This is a genomic window from Novibacillus thermophilus (genome assembly GCF_002005165.1).
Taxonomy (GTDB): Bacteria; Bacillota; Bacilli; order Thermoactinomycetales; family Novibacillaceae; genus Novibacillus; species Novibacillus thermophilus.
Genome location: NZ_CP019699.1, coordinates 2,300,993 through 2,318,350, shown reverse-complemented (window position 1 = coordinate 2,318,350; position 17,358 = coordinate 2,300,993). Strand labels below are relative to the sequence as shown.

Below are 17,358 nucleotides of genomic sequence, written 5' to 3'. Positions count from 1 at the left end.
TAACGGACAACGGACTTACAGTGATTTCCTCTAACCACAGCTTTTCTTTTGAATCGTAGACCGCTCAAGCCGCGGATCATTGGACGGAATTTTGATCGTCGGCGACACGGCGTGGGCAATTGTTTTGATCACGTGAAACAACAATTCGTCCAATTCGTGCTCAGCCTTGAGATACGCCCCGATGACCGGGTGCTTTTCCATTTCGCGCCTGAACGTGTGCGCTTCTTTCTTCGCTTGATGATAATCGGGGTGAAAATGCCCGAAACGCTTCGCCTCTTCAAACCGTTCTTTTTTTTGTTGGAACTGGCGAATGAGGCGTTGCGCCGACTCATCCTCTGCCATGAGGCGCTTTTTTTCCAAGTAGCGGGCGACGAGTTCCGAATTGTTGATAGAATCGGATATATCGTAAACGTCTTGCAAAATTTCCAGCATGTCTAAGGAAGCCACGTCGCATCCCTCCGTCCTTATTGTAACACAGCGGTACTCTGTCGTCACAGAAGGAAACGAAGCATAACTCCCTTCTCAAGGCTACGTTAACTCAGGAACGCGTATGCGCACTTCGCCGATGTGTTGCAACTCTATCTCCTTCGCTTCTTCTTTCTGATCTAGCCCCTCCACCTTCCATACTCCGTCGGTGTTAAAAACGCGAATTGGTCGTAAAATGTCGCATCGGTCTGAACGGGGACGGCGCCACTCCAGCTCTAACTGCATCTCCACCGCCCGTTCCACGAGCTTTATCAGCGTTGACGGATGATACAGGCGCATCGTGCTCGTCCACAGCTTAGGAAGGCGTTCTAAGCCCGGTACTGCTTCTGTCAGTTCCGGATAGCGGTTTTCCACTTGAAGCCGATGCTTTTTATCTCCTGCGACCGGCTGAGAACTGGCGTCTTCTGCGGCGCCGCTCCTTTCAATCGTGAACGGAGGGTATCCTGCAGCTTCTAACTGCCGCACTAAGCGCCCAGCCGATTGCTCGTCTACCACAAAATGCCTCCCACCGAGACGGCGCCTAAACGATGGTCCGATGCTCGGATCGGTGCTCAATTGACGGGCAATGTGCTCGTCTTCACAGCTCATCAACAACACCCGTTCCAACCGCACGGGCCCGATCAAGTTTTTTTCCCACTGCCGGATGCTGGCTACCACATTTTGTGGCAGGGGCACGGCACTGTACCGTTTTAAAAATTGGACGATGTCTTCCGCCGTCCACCCTTTTGCCAGCCCCCGTTTCACGGAGTCGCCACTTAACACATACGTGCACAGACGGTCCGTCTGCACTAAGTCGGCGAACTGGGCTGCCTTCCACCGCAAGTCAAGGGGAAAATTAAACGGGATCAACCACTCAAAATTCGGTTGTACAAACCAGCGCTGCTCTACTGCGTCCTTCCCCTCAACAAACGGAGAAAAGACAGACCACCTCCACGCCGTTCCGGAGAGACACTCTCCCCAGTCAATCCACCCCAAACTGTGAAAAGGGCGCAAGCACGTTTTCATCCACGCGTCGGCCAACGCTTTCCAATTCCGCTCTGGCTTTTCTGTCTTCTGTAACCACATCAAGGCCATATCTCGGACGGACACCCATTCCGACTGTTGCTCCATCCACCACAGCACGGCCGCCAGTCGGGGGTTTTCCTGCAACAGCGCCCGTTTCACTTGCTGGTACACATATGCCGCCGCCCCTTTGTAGGACATGGTCAACCACGTGTCCAGCGCCTGCCGTTTCAGAGCCCACCTCCCCGTTTCAGCTGTCAGCAACCCGCACCACTCTGCTATTTGAAAAACGATGTGGAATCCAGTGGGCTCGTTTCTGTTAATCCAACGGGCATCAGCAAAAGCTTCCCCTTCTGTTTCCAACTCGACGTCCATCTTCTGTGCAGCGCGGCGACGGACGTCGCCCTTCTCCGTTAACGGAAGACCGTCCCGGTCGATCATGACCATCAGGTGGAACAGATCGTGTACGCTGCCGGGAGGCGCGAGAGCCGTCACTTCCACGTTCTCGGCGGGTGCTGTCGCGTCCGTCAGGACGGATTTAAGCCAAGCCTCCCGAATGTCGCCCGGTATAATGTAAAACGTTTCCCCCCACTTTTGGCGTACAGCGTAAACGACACCGCGTTGCCGGAGGCGGGTTAACGCCACACGAAACGGTACGGGGCGCAGAGGAAGGTCGTTTCCCCGCAAATCTCGGAACGAGAGACCGACCTCTCCCCGCTCCAAAGCCATCCAGTGCACAACGGCCTTTTCGTCACGGTTTAATTCCTTTAAGTACGACTCCCAGTACAGCGGATCGGTCAGTTCTTTCCTGCTGCTGTCTCCTGACACGTGCGGGTGATGGCTCACGATCTTTTGCTGAACGCGTGAAGACAGTTGATCCCAACAATCTTTCACCTTGATCATGACGACACCACCCACTCATCTAACTCCTCTGCATCCACTACTGTATAACGGTACCCCTGTTCGACTAAAAACCGCTGCCGTTTAAGAGCATACGCTTCGTCTTTCGAATCCCGGCTGACAACCGTGTAGAAATAGGCGCGGTTGTCCCCCCGCTTCGGACGCAAAATGCGTCCCAACCGCTGCGCCTCTTCTTGCCGCGACCCGAACGTACCGGATAACTGCACCGCAACGTTGGCATCGGGCAGATCGACGGCAAAGTTCGCCACTTTCGAAACGACGATCACGGAGAACATCCCCCGCTGAAACTGCCGATACAGCTGGTCCCGTTCTGATTGAGCGACTTGACCGGTGATGAGTGGCGCGCCTAGCTCGGCTGCCACTTCCCGCAACTGATCCAAATACTGTCCGATCACGATGACTTGGCTGTGCGGGTGGCGTTCTAAAATGCGCTTGAGGACGCCGATCTTGCGCGGATTTTCGCTCGCGATGCGGTACTTTTCCCGGGAGGGGGCTCGGGTGTAGGCCTTGCGCCGCTCATAGGGAAGGGAGGTTCGGATTTCCCAGCAGTCGGCTCGGGCAATCCACCCCTCCCTTTCCAGGCTCTTCCACGGCACATCCATTTTCTTGGGCCCGACGAGGGAAAAAACGTCCTGCTCTCTTCCGTCTTCACGCACGAGTGTGGCGGTCAAGCCGAGGCGGCGTTTAGCCTGCAACAGAGCAGTGGCCCGAAATACAGGCGCAGGCAACAAATGGACTTCGTCGTAAATGATGAGCCCCCAATCGCGCTTGGAAAACAACTGCATGTGGGGAAATGAATCGTCACTGTGTTGGCGGTTTGTCAACATTTGATACGTCGCGACCGTTATCGGTTTCACTTCTTTTTCCAGGCCCGTATACTCGCCGACCATCTCACTCGGGACGTCTGTCTTTTCACGTATTTCACGAATCCACTGCCGAACGGACGTCGTATTTGGGGCTAAAATAAGGGTAGCGCTTCCGACCCGCTCCATCACTCCGAGGCCGACGACCGTTTTTCCCGCTCCGCACGGCAGCACCAGCACCCCGCTTCCCCCCGTAGCGGCCCCTTGGCGATAAAAAGCCTCCACGGCTTCCCGCTGATATGGTCTGAGGCGAAACGTCTCCGTTTCCTTGAGTCTCACCTGCAGACGCTCTCCATCTGAGTAGCCGGCCACGTCTTCTACCGGATAACCAGCTTTGAGCAACTCTTGTTTCACTTTCCCCCGGGCTTTGTGCTTGACGGGAACAGCACCGTCCTCCAGCGGTTGCTCTACGAGTGGCTGAACTTGTGGGGCGCTGATCACCTGATGCAACAATGCCACATCACCGCTGGTTAACACGAGGGTATCCCGTCGCGTCTCCAAGCGAATTAAGCCGTAACGCTTCGCGTGAACGTGGATCTCCCGCACGAGGGACGGAGGGATCTCGAACTTGCTCCACTCCTCTAAACAGTGGATGATGGTCTCTGCCGACATACCGGCTGCAGCCGCATTCCAAACAGAGAGCGGCGTGATGCGGTACGTGTGAACATACTCTGGGCTCTTTTCCAGTTCGGCAAAGGCGGCCAGTCCGTCACGCACTTCCGGAAACTTAGGGTGCCCTGCTTCTAACAAAATTGTATGATCGGACTGCACGATGAGCGGATTATCCGGGCGAAAGTGCAACTCCCGTCACCCCCGAGTTTTGTCAAGCAGCTGTCATCTTATATCTTGGTTCACATGTCGCATTTTTATCATAAAATAACAGAAGAAAATCGCGTGACGCATCGACGGATGGCGCTTCTACAAGATGAACCGCAACGATGGGTTTAGTAAAATAGTGTGCGAGAACAGGGGCGTGCTCGTTTAAAATGGAAAGGAGACTGAAAAGGAATGAAAGCCGAACCGCTTCAATATACGGTTGAAGAAATTGAAAATCTTCCGCCGAAGGTAAAAGAAGAATCGGAAAAAGCGAAAGGCGGTGCGTCCGACAGAGAGACTGTCGTCATCGTCGACGAACGCACCTATATTATTGTCTCTCTCGGCAAGAGGCCCACCGGCGGCTACAGTGTGAACGTGTCGAAAGTAGAACAGCAAGGAGACACCTTGCACGTCTACGCAGAAGAAAAGACCCCCGCAACAGGGTCGATGGTCATCCAGGTCATTTCTTATCCAATGACTGTCATATCCGTTAAAGGAACGTACACAAACGAAGATGTCGAACTACACGTTCGACGCGCGAAGTCTCGGTAAAACACTTTAACGCCTGCGCTCCGGTTCTTTCTCAGGTGGTTCTTTTGGGTTCGGGACATCGGTAGTGGGCGGTGACACGATTTCCCGTTCCCGTCCCGGTGAATCGATTTCCGGTTCTCCGAGCGGGTTTCCGACGTCCGGTATTCTCAAAAAAACCATGTCGTTTGCCTCCTTTTTTAACTCGGTAGAGCGTAGGCATAGTGTGCTTTATCCCCTGTGAAATATGAGTGGACGGCGGTGGAACTTTTTAACTGCTCTCGTCCTCCTCTGCTTTCGCTCTGTACCAACTGGAATCAGAGGACTCCCCGGGAGATTCGCGGTGGGGGTTCGGATTACCGTACTGATAGTGGCCGTCGCGGTGATATCCGTGATGGGTTCCACCGTGATGATGGCCATGATGATGTCCGCCATGGTGGTGTTGCCCGTAATGATCGTACGGATTGTAGCCGTAAGGCCACATGTACGGGTTTCCTAAACCCGGATAGTAGCCGTAGGGAGATCCCCATCCGACATAACCCGGATACCCTCCTGGACAGCCGTAAGGCGGTTCGGGATAGCCACCTCCCATCCCCCGTAGCCACCGAACCTACAACCAGCCCCAGGATAGCCGAAGTACATCGGAAATTCCACACCTGGCGGTGCTCCAGAATACGGTATCCCCTGTGATTGATTTATACCGGCTCCCCAGGGCCCGTGAGTTCCCTGTCCTCCATACGGATGCTGTTGTGACAACGATCTTTCCCCTCCTCCTGAAGTACTCCTTATTAACTTTATGTGGCCACAGCTTGACTAAACACACGCTCATCTCAATTCGTTCATTTTTTTACGCTGTGCGATATGTTATGATGTTTATGCTTCAAAAAGGGGAAAGCCGTTCTTCGCGAAGAAGGAGGAGATCCACATGTCCTCAGAACAACGGATATGCGAATTAACCGACATCGTCAATACGATCTTAAGCGAGAGCGAGCGTCATGAGATACGGGCTTTACTCGACGAGTTGCAGCCCTTTGACTTGGGACAGATATTTTTTCAACTGCCTGAAGACAGGCGAGGCCCCTTCTTGTCTCAGTTAAAAAACGAAGAGATAGCCGAACTTTTGAAAGATCTCGAACACCACGAGCAAGCACTCGTACTGGACACTCTAACCCCAGACCGTATTACCGGTGTGTTTAACGTCATGAAGTCAGACGACGTTGCTGATTTGCTGGGGGAACTGGAAGAGGAAAAGGTCAAGGCGTATCTCACCGCGATGGAAGCAGGCGAAGCGAACAAAGCCAAAGCCCTGCTCCACTACTCCGAAGATACCGCCGGGGGTTTAATGACGCAAGAGTTCGTCGCCGTGTACAACACCTTTACGGTGCAGCAGGTGATTGATCACTTGCGGAAAGAAGCGCCAACGGCCGAAACGATTTACTACGTGTTCGTCATCGATGAGAACTCCCGGTTAGTCGGCGTCGTCTCGTTAAGGGAACTTTTAATTGCAAAGCCAGACACACGTGTGGAAGACATCATGTTTGAACGGGTCATTTCCGTAACTGTCGACACTGACCAGGAAGAAGTGGCCCGCGTTTTAGAGCGGTACGATTTCTTGGCCCTGCCCGTCGTCGACCGGGAACGACGTTTACTGGGAATTGTCACAGTCGACGACATCGTCGACGTCATCTACGAAGAAGCCCATGAAGACATCAGTCGCTTGGCGGCCGTCGGGGCAGAGGACCGCTCGGGCATGACCAGCCTTTGGTCGGTTACCCGCCGGCGCTTGCCCTGGTTAGTCATGCTTCTATTCATCGGGATGTTCACGGCCACCATTTTACAAAACTTTGAACGTACGATCGAACAAGTGACGGCACTGACGTACTTTATGCCGATGATTGCCGGGATGACGGGCAATACCGGAACCCAGTCGTTAGCCATGGTCATTCAAGGTCTGACGAGCGGCAAAATTTCCCGGGAAACGATGTGGGGCATGTTGCGGCAGGAATTTCTCGTCTCCATCATCATCGGCACGACGTGCAGCGTTCTCATCGCTTTCATGGCTCTCTTATGGAGAGGTGATCTCGTCCTCGGGATCGTCGTCGGCGCCTCTCTCTGGATGACGCTCATCGTCGGCACGATGGCAGGCTCCGTCATCCCTCTGGTGCTGCACGTGTTAAAAGTCGATCCCACTGCCGCTTCTGGTCCACTGATTACGACATTGAACGACATTTTTTCGATCACGATATACTTTACGATTGCGTCTTTCTTCTTAAATCAGCTGCTCGCTTGACATGACAGGAACTGGAAACTTCACCCGGCTGTGCCCCACCCCAAGGAGTGTGTCTAAAAAAGCTTTTGGTGAAATGAACTCGGCTCTATGTGTCTCCCGGACGGTAATGGGAAAAGATAAGACGACAGGCATTACCTGCTCCTTGGAGGGGGAACAGTTGAATATTATGGACAATCCGTTTACGATCGCCTTTAATTTGTTTATGGTCGTGTTTCTCGTCTTTTTAAACGGTTTTTTCGTCGCAACTGAATTCGCCATCGTAAAAGTTCGGGGGACGCGCATCGCCCAACTGACGTCAGAAGGAAACAAGCGCGCTAGAACGGCAGAAAAGGTAATTCAACACCTCGACGGTTACCTTTCGGCTACCCAGTTGGGGATTACGCTCGCCTCCCTCGGTCTGGGCTGGATCGGAGAGCCGGCCATCGCCCGTCTGTTGGAGCCGCTATTTGCCGACCTGTTACCGCCTGTGTTACTCCATACCGTCTCGTTCGTGATCGCCTTTTCCATTATTACCTTTCTCCACATTGTGCTCGGGGAACTGGCGCCGAAGTCGCTGGCAATCCGACGGGCAGAAAAAACGACTCTCTGGACCGCACGTCCCCTCGCCCTGTTTTACAAACTGTTTTACCCTCTCATTTACGTGTTAAACGGCACCGCCAACCGCTTGTTGATGTGGGTGGGAATCGAACCGGTCAACGAGACGCAACAAGGACACACGGAAGAAGAGATCCGCATGCTCGTCGCCCAAAGCCACAAGAGCGGCATGATCGACAAAACAGAGTTAACTTTGTTTGACAACGTGTTTGAATTCGCTGACCGCATCGCCAGCGAAATCATGGTGCCGCGCATTGACATGCTCTGCTTGTACACGACAGATTCGTTTGAAGACAACTACCGCACGATGATCGACCACATGCACTCCCGGTACCCCCTGTGCGGGGAAGACAAAGACGACATCATCGGCATCGTGCTCACGAAAGAAGTCTTTCACGCCCTCATCGAGGAAAAAAGTGAGCCAGATTTGGCCTCTTTAGCCCGCCCGGCCGTCCTCGTCCCGGAAACGCTGGAAGTGAAAGACATCTTACAGACGTTACAGAAAAACCGTTCAGAGATGGCCATCGTCGTCGATGAGTACGGAGGGACAGCCGGCCTGGTGACGACAGAAGACATTATTGAAGAAATTGTCGGTGAAATTCAAGATGAATTTGACGACGAACGCCCGTTTTATCAGAAAGAGGGAGAGGAAACGTCTATCGACGCCCGCTTGCTCATCGAGGAAGTGAATGACTACTTCCACCTCGACATCGACGACCCGGACAACAAAACAATCGGAGGGTGGATTTTTTCCCAGCTGGAACAAGTGCCATCTGTCGGCGACGAGGTGAACTACGGCAATTTTGTCTTCCGGGTCACAGAGACGGACCAGCACAGCATCACTCGCCTGAGCGTGAGAGAAAAAGTTGACAAGACCAGAAGATAGGGTCTCGTCACGTTTCAAACTGGCGAGACAAACAATGGCACCGGACGATGTCACGTCTGGTGCCATTCGCTGCAACCGTCTACGGGTCCAAGAGCGGGGAAACGAAGCAGATCGTTTTGAGGCGGATGTGGTACTCACGGCGGTCCATTTCCACTAAGACGTGGTCCGGAAATACGGCTTTCAGTTTGCCTTTAACCGTTTTGCACTGGGTCGCCACTTCCACCCGTCTCCCCTTTAATTCCAACAAATGCTGGTACATGTACGGTTCCTTGACATGCCGGTGCGGCATCGTCGGCATTATGTGCTTATACATGTCTTTCATCGGCATGTGGGGCATAGGCGGCATTTTAAACGGCTTTTTCGATTCATGACGGCTCGACTCCTTCGGCATGCTTGGCTTTTCCCCCATCGGAATCCCTCCGTTCCAAAGTAGTCTCAACACTTATACCGTATGCAAGAGCCGTGCCGTCTGCCTGGGCAGCAGTACCCGAAGACCGCGCCTTAAACCGAAATCGTATCTTCCCGGGACAGGGCGCGCTGTAAGCGGCGGAGCCCAAGCATCAGATCCGAGAATTCCGGAAGTGAGAGCGACTGTTGCCCGTCGGATAAGGCTTTTTCCGGGCGGGGGTGTACTTCGACGATCAATCCGTCTGCACCCACGACGATTCCCGCTTTTGCCAAAGGCGCGACGTAGCGCCGCTTTCCAACGCCGTGACTCGGATCGACGATGACAGGCAAGTGGCTGAGATGTTTCACGACCGGTACGGCGCTCAGATCGAGAGTGTTGCGCGTGTACGTCTCAAACGTGCGGATGCCTCGCTCGCACAGAATGACATTCGGATTCCCCTCGTTTAAAATGTACTCTGCTGACATGAGCCACTCCTCTATCGTCGCCGACAACCCCCGCTTTAACAACACAGGTTTGTCGAGGCAGCCCACCTGTTTCAACAAGTGAAAGTTTTGCATGTTGCGGGCCCCGATCTGCAAAATGTCGACGTACTCGGCCACGAGAGGAAGATTTTCCGGGTCCATCACTTCGGACACGACCGGCAACCCCGTCTCTTCCCGCGCTTCGGCTAACAGTTTCAGCCCTTCTTCGCCTAAGCCCTGAAAGGAGTACGGCGACGAACGGGGTTTAAACGCACCGCCACGCAAAAGGTGACCACCTGCTTTCTTCACGGCGTGAGCTGTGGTGAGAAGCTGCTCCCGGCTTTCAACAGAGCACGGCCCGGCCATCATCACGGGCGTATCGCCGCCGATCATGACATCGCCTACACGGATTTTCGTACTTTCAGGGTGAAAATGGCGGCTTGCCAGTTTGTAAGGTTCGCTGATGGAGACGACTCTCGCCACGCCCGGGTACGACTCAAGGGGCAACTCGGCCATCAAGCGCTTATCTCCGATAAGCCCGATTAACGTTTTGTCCACGCCTCTGGACAGATGGACTTTGATGCCCTTCTCCTCAACTACCCGGACGATGTTTTGAATGTCTTCTTCCCGCGCATCCGGTTCTAACACGATCACCATCGAACGTCTACTCCTTTCTTTAAGCTGGAAACTAAAAAACTCCTCATCCGACGAAGGGACGAGGAGTTGAACCCGCGGTACCACCCTTGTTGATCCGGCTGACAGGCCGAATCCACTCTCCCCTTTAACGGCGGGGCCAGCCGGTGGACAACCCACTGCTCCAGAGTGTAATTCGAACAGAAGCCCAAACCGGTTCGCACCAGCCACCGGCTCTCTCCATTGGGGGAATTCTGCTCTACTTTAGTCCTTCAACGCGTTTAAGCATATATGTGATGTTGAACGTTACTATACTACGATTCTTGAGACGTGTCAACCACCAATTTCTCACGGCCGAGGATCTTTAATTTAAGGCTTACCCCATTTCGAACGAAACAGCATGGGCAATACACGGGATCGACTCCCCTTGCCGCCACGTGACCGCGTTGTACAAAGCTCCCGTCGCCACTACCAGGATGCGGCGGTACTTGCCCCGCGCCATCTGGCGAAACAAGTGCCCGAACGTGACGACGGCACTGCTGGCACATCCGCTTCCACCGCCGTAATCTTTCTGCTCCGGGCTGTAGATCATCAATCCACAATCTTGAAAGCGTTCGTCTACCGCGATCTTTTTTTGTCGCAGCAGACCTTTCGCAATATTGAAACCCGACACGCGCAAGTCGCCCGTAACGACGAGGTCGTAATCGTCTGGAGTCCTCCCCGTGTCCGAAAAGTGCGTCACGATCGTATCCACAGCGGCCGGCGCCATGGCGCTCCCCAAATCATCCGGATTTTGAATCCCCCAATCCACGACTTTGCCAACGGTACAGTAAGTGACGCGAGGCCCGATCTTTCCTTCGCCCAATACGGCGGCACCGGCACCGGTCGTCGTCCAACCGGACGTCGCCGGCCTTTGACTCCCGTATTCCGTCGGATAGCGAAACTGTTTTTCAGCTGTGGCGTTGTGACTGCTCACGGCTACAAGGGCTCGATCGATAAACCCGCCGTCAATGAGGGCAGCCGCCAGAGTCACACTCTGCATCGACGTGGAACACGCCCCGAACACACCTATAAACGGCAATTGGTTAGTGCGGGCGGAAAAGGAAGCGGTAATATTTTGATTAAGTAAATCTCCTGCGATGTATAACTCGATATCCCGTCGGTCGACGCCACTTTTGTGGATCGCGAAATCGACGGCGTCCTCCATCATCTTCCGCTCAGCGCGCTCCCACGTATCCTGTCCGGCGTACAAGTCAGGGTAGACGACATCGTAATCGTCTTTTAACAGCCCCTTCCCCTCTTTCGGTCCGACGACAGCCGCGCTGGAGAGAACGCGCACTTCCGACCCTAGCGCCCACGTCTGCTGCCCGATTTTCTTTAACGACACAGCTACCCTCTCCTGTTCAGAATAGACGCTCGTGCCACTTTACGGCACCGACACCTGGTGAAAATGTCAGGTGACAATCACCCGGACCAATCCGATCAAGAACGCCGCCACAACTCCGATCACGATGACCGGTCCCGCCACTTTAAACAAATGTCCCCCACACCGAGCACCCATCCCTCTTTCCTGTGTTCCATGGCCGCTGACGCGATGGCATTGGCAAACCCGGTAACCGGAACCGTTGCCCCGGCACCTGCCCACTGCGCCAGTGTATCGTACACGCCTAAACCGGTCAGCCAGGAGGCGAACGCGATCAACGTGGCCACCGTCGGTTCCCCTGCTTCGTCCGGACTGAAACTGAAGTAGTGGACGAAGAAACTCTGTACCCACTGTCCGATGACACATACCGTGCCCCCACGAGAAAAGCCCGGACACAGTTTCGGACAAGGGGAATCTTCGGCGTATAGTGATTCACAACGTTATGGTAATACTGGCGCTGCACTTGCTCTGAAGCTTGTTGGGCTTCCGCCTTCTGCGTCATCTTCCTCCTCCTCACGCTGCTCGACATGTATATTTTAAACGGTCTTTCCAGATTTTATAAATACAGTCAAACAGGGAGGCATTTTCTCCGCATGATCGTCTAGCCACATAATGGGAAACGTTAACCGAAACGAAAATGGCGGCGTACAATTGGAGCAATTCGCCCTGGAGACGGAAAAACCTGTTAAAAAGGTGTACCTAGCGTTGGCGAGGAAGAGAAGTGAAGATCTGCCCAATGTACGGTTCTCTTAGGAACAAGAAAACGGCGAGTGGTGACATAAGGAAGGCGGTTAAACCATGTTGAAGATGATCACAGAACTGTACGAACACATGATTACGCCATTAGTCATTTTTGTGACGTTTTGGTTGTCTTTGCGCATCATGGGCCGGCGCGCTGTTTCCGAACTGTCGACGTTCGATTTGGCCATTGTCGTCCTTTTGGGAAACGCCTTGACTGAACCGATTTCCAACGAAGGCCTGCTCCCCAGTCTGTTCCTTGCCACAGTTCTCGTCGGGGCACACTTAATGCTGGACTTTCTCTCCTATAACAACGCCACCCGCAAGTATGTGGTCGGTGACACGTTAGAACTGATCCGCCACGGCAACATGAATGAAAAAAATTTGAAAAAAGCGCGTATGACGATCCCCAATTACTCAGCGAGTTGAGGGTGAAAGGGTATGTCAACCCGAAAGACATCGAGTTCGCTTTCCTCGAAGAAATGGGGCAGATCAGCGTGATCCCAAAACCTGGTCATCGGGCAGTGCGGCCATCCGACCTGAATTTGACCCCTCCGTATGCGGGAATTCCGGCGATCCTCGTCCAAGACGGGGAGATCCAGGATAACGTCCTGCGTCTCTTGAAAATTGACCGTGAGTGGTTGTGGATGAAACTGACGGCAAGCGGCGTTACGAGAGATTTGCTCGCAAATGTCAGTCTCGCGCTGCTAGATGCAAACGGCAACATCCACATCGACTGGAACAACGACCCAACTCAAGGTGCCCACCAACCGCAAGCGAACAATTTACGCAATCAAATCAAACAAAGTTTAAAAAAAGACCGGTCCTTACAGGAGCCGGAATTTGCCGACGACTATTTGCGACCGTTCAAATGATGGGTTTGTTACGTTTCAAGTCGATTGTCCTTCAAAACATATGTTCGTATGTAATCCAAAAACGTCTTGCGTGCATCGTCTACCGTTTGAAACTCCGTAAAATCCACTTGATAAGCTTGATCGACTTTTCGCGTCCACTTCACTTGGTAGCGTACGCCGTCCGAGTAGGACACTTTCCTCAGCGTAATTTTTTCATCTATCAAGTAATCGCTGTACTCTTGCAACAATTCAGCTTCTGACGGCTCAACCATCTCCTCCACTCCTTCCCCATTGGGCCTGTCACTCTTTCGACAAATTATAACACATTGACTAAAGGAAAAAAAAGGAGACTAAACACCTAAATTTTGTTCGCGAAACCCTTTCACATGAGTCAACGTGTCATTTCCCTCAATTCGATTCGGTTAAATTACTTGTCATCGAAATTTCGCACCGGTCCCGGTGATACGGACAGTGTACGTCACGTCAACGTCCGTCGTCGGGAACTTTTCCTGCCAGTCGATGTGATGCCAGACAGCCGGGTGATACGCCCGGATGTGCGTGCCGAGTTTTGTCACGTCCGTGTTAGATTGTTGGATGTTGCGGATCGTACGGTCCGCCCGCCGTTCGAACACTTGTTTTAATTCGCGTTCCACCGCTTCTCTGTTTTTCTCCTTCGACAAATCGGTGCCACACGTCTCTTCGACGATGACGCCTTCCATGTGAATGTGAACGCGTAATTTAAACGGTTGTTCACTAAATGCGACCGTCCGCTTGGCATGCCTCGGTTCAAACGTCAACTCCTCCTTTTCCCCGTCAGGGCAAGGAAAGCTCTCTCGGAAACCTGGCCTTCCGTCTCGAATTTGGACGAGTGTCCAGCTCTCGGCTTCACCCAATTGCCCTACCATGCGATCACCCCGGAACAACGCTAATCCGTTCCAGTCAATCGTCTGATCGGTCACGCGATACAGGTTGAGTATTGGATTCTCCGCTTCGTCCATCAGATTGGAGAGGAAAGCTCCCAGGTTGAAGTCAAACAAGCGCTTCTGTTTCACATCGTTTTGGAGCATATCGATTAAGTAAAAGGCAGGAATCTGCTCTAACTGGGGTCCTACGACCAATGCCTTTTCCGCCTTCCCTTCCACGACGACCGGCCAAAGACGGCGGCGCACTTGGTGCATCCGTTGCAGAGCGTCGGTGATGTCTTCCAGGCCGTCTCGGGCCAACGCCTCACTGATCACGACCAATTGCATTTGCCCGAGATCCAGCTCATTGTTGAGCTGCTTTTGCACATTTTTAAACGCGTCGGTTAAATCTTGCCCGCTGGATGTGAACAGCTGCACGGCCCCCTGTCCGCCATCGCCACCGCCGCCGCCACCTGAACCGACGATTTTGATGGGAATCGGCACTTGAATGGTCACTTGAATCCCTTGCTCGTGTTTGTCCACTGCAAGGGCCACGACAGACGTGCGCTCCTCTATCTCCCGGCGGTCCCAGCATCCGCTCAAAATCAAGATGCAGCACACGACCAGCAGCCCTTTAACGACTCTCCTTCTCACGGTCACGGCCCATCCTCCTCAACCAAGCGAGTATTAACAGCGGCGGGGGAATCGCGATCGCCATCACAAATCCAGCCATTTGCACTTTCTTTGCAAACTCAAACGTCTGATAGACGTCTTGTGGCCACAAGGCCACGACAAAGACCAGCAAGGCAAGGGGCAACATGATCCAGACGCGCTGTTCCTGTTTGATACCGGAGTACTCACTGAATAAGTGGACTGCTGCCGTTAACAGATTGGCTAACGTTGTAAAGACGGCTACAACCCAGATGGCCAAAAATCCCGACTCCAGCCGTTCGAAAATCAGTCCGGGAATTTGGGTCAACTTGACGAGTTCCAACGTCGGCCACATGAGCCGTTCCAATTCCTTGTGCGGAAAAGCGGCCATGGTCGTCATCGTGACCATGATGTAAACGACGATCATAATCCCGATCCCGGTAAAATGGGACCGTACCGCTTTTTCCGGCTGCTGGTAGGACGCCATAAAGACGGCGATAACCGAAACGCCCTGATAGGCAAAGAAACTTTGCAGGACTCCGCGCCAAAATTCACCCCAACTCATATTCACAAGCGGTAACAAATTGGTCCACTCCGCATTGTCGAGGGCTAAGATGACGATCAGGACGAGGGGAATGACGATAATCGGAAGTAAAAATTCATTGAGCCGGGCGATCACTTCCGCCCGGTTGGCCGCCACGAGGGCGCTGACAAACAGCATCGTTCCCACTATGAACCACAAGGGGGTGTCCGGGAACACGACGGACCGCTGGGCCTCTCCGAAAATCCTGAGAGCGGCGGCGACGGACAACAGCCACCAGATGCCGACAACGGCCAGGACCGGAAATGCCAACACGCGGCCGATCCGCTGGTTGCCGGCAAACGTGAGCAATTTTTGCGTATAACCGACGATCGTCAACCCTGAAAACCGCTGTCCGAGTTTGGTGATCATCCACACCACAAACAGGAAAAACGCCCCGCTCACCAGCATGGGCAAAAAACTGTTGCTGTCTGTCGCCAGAGCGAGTTCCCGGGGGAGTGTCAACACCCCGGCGCCGAGTAGCGTGCTCGGTACAATGGCCGCCGCTTGCCAAAAAGTAAAAACTTGTTCACTGGCTGCCGTCTGGGTCGTTTGCTGCTGCCGATCGGATGTGGACGCATTCGCTTTGCTCATGACGGTCCCCCCGACTTCTGGGGCTTGATTTGGCCTTCCCGCTTGTTATCTCCCGGGCTGAACGTTTGCGGGCGCTCGTTCATCCACTTCCACGGCATGCGAAGCAAAGAATCTTTCGCATCGCGCAATTTAAACGGGGTTATGGGCGACAAGTACGGCACGCCAAATGACTTCAATTTCACCAGGTGCAACACTATCAGGATCAATCCGAGCATCACGCCGTACAGTCCTACTGTAGCTGCGGCGATCATGAGCGGAAAGCGCAAAATGCGAATCGCAATCGCCGCCGTATAACTTGGATTGGCATACGACCCGATCGTCGTCAGGGCGACGACTATGACCATCAGGGGACTGACAATGCCTGCGGCTACAGCCGATTCTCCGATGACAAGGGCACCGACAATCCCAATGGTCGGACCGATCGGACCCGGGAGGCGGATGCTCGCTTCCCGCAAAATCTCCACACTGATCTCCATGAGGAGCGCTTCGATCACCGACGGAAACGGCACCGTCGAACGCCCCGCGGCAATGGCGATGGACAGTTTAGACGGGATCATCTCAGTGTGAAATGAAACAAACGCAATGTAGAACGCCGGCAACAGTAACGCGATAAAAAATGAAATGAAGCGTATGCCCCGAACGAGGGAGGAAATGAGAAAACGGGAATAGTAGTCTTCAGGGCTGCAGTAAAACTGGGAGAAGACAGCCGGCACAATGAGTGAAAAAGGGGTGCCGTCCACGAGAATGACGGCTTTCCCTTCTAACAGGTGCGCCACACACGCGTCTGGCCGTTCAGTTCCCTGAACTTGCGGGAAAGGAGACCACGTGTTGTCTTCAATAAATTCTTCGATATACCCGCTTTCCAACACCCCGTCGATACTGATGCCTTCAATGCGCTTTTTGATTTCATCCAGCGTTTTTTCATCCATAATGCCTTCGATGTACAGGACGGCCACACTCGTTTTCGTACGCTTTCCCAGCGTATAGCTGATGAGGCGCAAATCGGGATCTTTCAGGCGCCGGCGAATGAGGGCCGAGTTCACGCGTATGTTTTCGGTCAAACCTTCCCGCGAACCCCGCACGACCGCTTCAATGTTCGGCTCTTCGACGCCGCGGTGTTTCCAGCCTTTCGTCCCCAATATAAATCCTTCCTCGCAGCCGTCGACATAGAGGATCGTGTCACCGTACAAAAGGGCAGCCAACATGTCCTCCATATTGCGACTGCGTTTCGTCTCCCCGATGTGCAACAAGCGGTCTTCCAGCCATTGAACGATTTTGTACTTTTCGTCAACCTTTTCCGGTTCCACCGTGAGGGAGTGGAGGATGAATTCGTCAACGATGGCAGAGTCCGCCATACCGTCGAAGTACATGATCGCCGCTTCGCGCGTTGGGTTGTACGGGATTTTAAACTTGCGGGTGATGAGATCGCCGCTGTCACCCAGTGTTGTGCCCACAAAGGTGACATTGTCTTGCAGGTTTGGATAAACTTTGACGTTCTCCGTCCGCTCTTTCAATTTCCGTTCCGACTGTTTATGCAGTTGTTCTTGTTTCCGCATTTCCTTTACTTTTTTGGGACGTATGAACGCCTTCCTCATAGAAACGACCCACCATTTTCTAAGCTGCCTTTATTGTGTATTATCCGGAAGAAATTATGCAGCTGTCTGCCGGGGACTTAGCGCCTGCGCGGAAAAACGCAAAAAACCCGCCAGTGCGGCGGGTCAATCTCA

The 17,358-nt window shown here is 53.4% G+C and carries 18 protein-coding genes, 1 pseudogene and 1 other annotated feature; of the genes and pseudogenes, 6 read left to right on the top strand and 13 right to left on the bottom strand.

From position 1 onward, the window contains the following. Window positions 1–30: 30 nt before the first annotated feature. From B0W44_RS11330 to B0W44_RS11320, 3 genes are all read right to left on the bottom strand, one after another. Complete coding sequence (locus B0W44_RS11330) at window positions 31–447, bottom strand: YlbF/YmcA family competence regulator (RefSeq protein ID WP_228441036.1); 417 nt, start codon at window positions 445–447, stop codon at window positions 31–33. Between the two features lie 81 nt (window positions 448–528). Further along, window positions 529–2,406 carry a helicase-associated domain-containing protein gene (locus tag B0W44_RS11325; protein ID WP_077720129.1) on the bottom strand — a complete coding sequence of 626 codons (1,878 nt, stop codon included), beginning with the start codon at window positions 2,404–2,406 and terminating at the stop codon, window positions 529–531. Next, window positions 2,388–4,073: a DNA repair helicase XPB gene (locus B0W44_RS11320; RefSeq protein WP_077720128.1), complete on the bottom strand. Its 1,686-nt coding sequence runs from the start codon at window positions 4,071–4,073 to the stop codon at window positions 2,388–2,390. The genes B0W44_RS11325 and B0W44_RS11320 overlap by 19 nt, the downstream gene beginning before the upstream one ends. A gap of 207 nt (window positions 4,074–4,280) precedes the next feature. Between B0W44_RS11320 and B0W44_RS11315 the strand changes: the two genes are divergently transcribed. Then, window positions 4,281–4,640, top strand: coding sequence for a protease complex subunit PrcB family protein (locus B0W44_RS11315; protein ID WP_077720127.1), 360 nt, complete (start codon window positions 4,281–4,283; stop codon window positions 4,638–4,640). A gap of 6 nt (window positions 4,641–4,646) precedes the next feature. Here the strand turns inward: B0W44_RS11315 and B0W44_RS18180 are convergent, their stop codons facing one another. Next, a complete protein-coding gene (locus B0W44_RS18180) occupies window positions 4,647–4,799 on the bottom strand; it encodes a hypothetical protein (RefSeq protein WP_169835542.1) in 153 nt (50 codons plus the stop codon). Between the two features lie 88 nt (window positions 4,800–4,887). Beyond that, complete coding sequence (locus B0W44_RS17800; RefSeq protein ID WP_149026993.1) at window positions 4,888–5,208, bottom strand: hypothetical protein; 321 nt, start codon at window positions 5,206–5,208, stop codon at window positions 4,888–4,890. Between the two features lie 333 nt (window positions 5,209–5,541). On the opposite strand from B0W44_RS17800, the gene mgtE reads away from it, so the two are divergent. Further along, entirely contained in the window at window positions 5,542–6,906 is a 1,365-nt protein-coding gene (mgtE, locus tag B0W44_RS11305) for a magnesium transporter (protein ID WP_077720125.1), read from the top strand. Between the two features lie 166 nt (window positions 6,907–7,072). Next, window positions 7,073–8,386 carry a hemolysin family protein gene (locus tag B0W44_RS11300; protein ID WP_077721362.1) on the top strand — a complete coding sequence of 438 codons (1,314 nt, stop codon included), beginning with the start codon at window positions 7,073–7,075 and terminating at the stop codon, window positions 8,384–8,386. Window positions 8,387–8,465: 79 nt separating this feature from the next. Here B0W44_RS11300 and B0W44_RS11295 read toward each other — a convergent pair whose 3' ends face one another. The 4 genes and pseudogenes from B0W44_RS11295 to spoVAC all read right to left on the bottom strand — a co-directional run bounded on the left by B0W44_RS11295 (window position 8,466) and on the right by spoVAC (window position 11,814). Next, window positions 8,466–8,795 carry a DUF2642 domain-containing protein gene (locus tag B0W44_RS11295; RefSeq protein ID WP_077720124.1) on the bottom strand — a complete coding sequence of 110 codons (330 nt, stop codon included), beginning with the start codon at window positions 8,793–8,795 and terminating at the stop codon, window positions 8,466–8,468. Window positions 8,796–8,887: 92 nt separating this feature from the next. Next, a complete protein-coding gene (gene aroF / locus B0W44_RS11290; protein WP_077720123.1) occupies window positions 8,888–9,913 on the bottom strand; it encodes a 3-deoxy-7-phosphoheptulonate synthase in 1,026 nt (341 codons plus the stop codon). A 51-nt stretch (window positions 9,914–9,964) separates the two neighbouring features. Next, window positions 9,965–10,174, bottom strand: a binding site (T-box leader). Between the two features lie 91 nt (window positions 10,175–10,265). Then, window positions 10,266–11,276, bottom strand: a complete 1,011-nt coding sequence (spoVAD, locus tag B0W44_RS11285; protein ID WP_077720122.1) for a stage V sporulation protein AD — start codon at window positions 11,274–11,276, stop codon at window positions 10,266–10,268. Window positions 11,277–11,342: 66 nt separating this feature from the next. Beyond that, window positions 11,343–11,814: pseudogene (spoVAC, locus tag B0W44_RS11280) on the bottom strand (stage V sporulation protein AC). Between the two features lie 110 nt (window positions 11,815–11,924). On the opposite strand from spoVAC, the gene B0W44_RS18175 reads away from it, so the two are divergent. From B0W44_RS18175 to B0W44_RS11270, 3 genes are read left to right on the top strand one after another with little or no spacing between them, the layout of a single operon-like run. Next, entirely contained in the window at window positions 11,925–12,065 is a 141-nt protein-coding gene (locus B0W44_RS18175; RefSeq protein ID WP_169835541.1) for a hypothetical protein, read from the top strand. Between the two features lie 45 nt (window positions 12,066–12,110). Beyond that, window positions 12,111–12,479, top strand: a complete 369-nt coding sequence (locus B0W44_RS11275; protein ID WP_077720121.1) for a DUF421 domain-containing protein — start codon at window positions 12,111–12,113, stop codon at window positions 12,477–12,479. Window positions 12,480–12,481: 2 nt separating this feature from the next. After that, window positions 12,482–12,925, top strand: coding sequence for a YetF domain-containing protein (locus B0W44_RS11270; RefSeq protein WP_237087408.1), 444 nt, complete (start codon window positions 12,482–12,484; stop codon window positions 12,923–12,925). A gap of 8 nt (window positions 12,926–12,933) precedes the next feature. Here the strand turns inward: B0W44_RS11270 and B0W44_RS11265 are convergent, their stop codons facing one another. From B0W44_RS11265 to B0W44_RS11250, 4 genes are all read right to left on the bottom strand, one after another. After that, window positions 12,934–13,176, bottom strand: a complete 243-nt coding sequence (locus B0W44_RS11265; RefSeq protein WP_077720119.1) for a hypothetical protein — start codon at window positions 13,174–13,176, stop codon at window positions 12,934–12,936. 162 nt (window positions 13,177–13,338) lie between these two features. After that, a complete protein-coding gene (locus tag B0W44_RS11260; protein ID WP_077720118.1) occupies window positions 13,339–14,466 on the bottom strand; it encodes a Ger(x)C family spore germination protein in 1,128 nt (375 codons plus the stop codon). Continuing rightward, complete coding sequence (locus B0W44_RS11255) at window positions 14,441–15,631, bottom strand: GerAB/ArcD/ProY family transporter (protein ID WP_077720117.1); 1,191 nt, start codon at window positions 15,629–15,631, stop codon at window positions 14,441–14,443. Before B0W44_RS11255 ends, B0W44_RS11260 begins: the two co-directional genes overlap by 26 nt. Continuing rightward, the gene (locus B0W44_RS11250) at window positions 15,628–17,226 is read right to left on the bottom strand and encodes a spore germination protein (RefSeq protein ID WP_077720116.1); all 1,599 of its coding nucleotides are present in this window, start codon (window positions 17,224–17,226) and stop codon (window positions 15,628–15,630) included. The genes B0W44_RS11255 and B0W44_RS11250 overlap by 4 nt, the downstream gene beginning before the upstream one ends. Between the last annotated feature and the right edge of the window lie 132 nt (window positions 17,227–17,358).

Bases quoted from the DNA above. Each gene is read 5' to 3' on its own strand.
- B0W44_RS11300 (WP_077721362.1), top strand. From the start codon at position 7,073: ATGGACAATCCGTTTACGATCGCCTTTAATTTGTTTATGGTCGTGTTT.
- B0W44_RS11250 (WP_077720116.1), bottom strand. From the start codon at position 17,226: ATGAGGAAGGCGTTCATACGTCCCAAAAAAGTAAAGGAAATGCGGAAA.
- B0W44_RS11275 (WP_077720121.1), top strand. From the start codon at position 12,111: ATGTTGAAGATGATCACAGAACTGTACGAACACATGATTACGCCATTA.
- mgtE (WP_077720125.1), top strand. From the start codon at position 5,542: ATGTCCTCAGAACAACGGATATGCGAATTAACCGACATCGTCAATACG.
- B0W44_RS11295 (WP_077720124.1), bottom strand. From the start codon at position 8,795: ATGGGGGAAAAGCCAAGCATGCCGAAGGAGTCGAGCCGTCATGAATCG.
- aroF (WP_077720123.1), bottom strand. From the start codon at position 9,913: ATGGTGATCGTGTTAGAACCGGATGCGCGGGAAGAAGACATTCAAAAC.
- B0W44_RS17800 (WP_149026993.1), bottom strand. From the start codon at position 5,208: ATGGGAGGTGGCTATCCCGAACCGCCTTACGGCTGTCCAGGAGGGTAT.
- B0W44_RS11255 (WP_077720117.1), bottom strand. From the start codon at position 15,631: ATGAGCAAAGCGAATGCGTCCACATCCGATCGGCAGCAGCAAACGACC.
- B0W44_RS18180 (WP_169835542.1), bottom strand. From the start codon at position 4,799: ATGGTTTTTTTGAGAATACCGGACGTCGGAAACCCGCTCGGAGAACCG.
- B0W44_RS18175 (WP_169835541.1), top strand. From the start codon at position 11,925: ATGGGAAACGTTAACCGAAACGAAAATGGCGGCGTACAATTGGAGCAA.
- B0W44_RS11315 (WP_077720127.1), top strand. From the start codon at position 4,281: ATGAAAGCCGAACCGCTTCAATATACGGTTGAAGAAATTGAAAATCTT.
- B0W44_RS11265 (WP_077720119.1), bottom strand. From the start codon at position 13,176: ATGGTTGAGCCGTCAGAAGCTGAATTGTTGCAAGAGTACAGCGATTAC.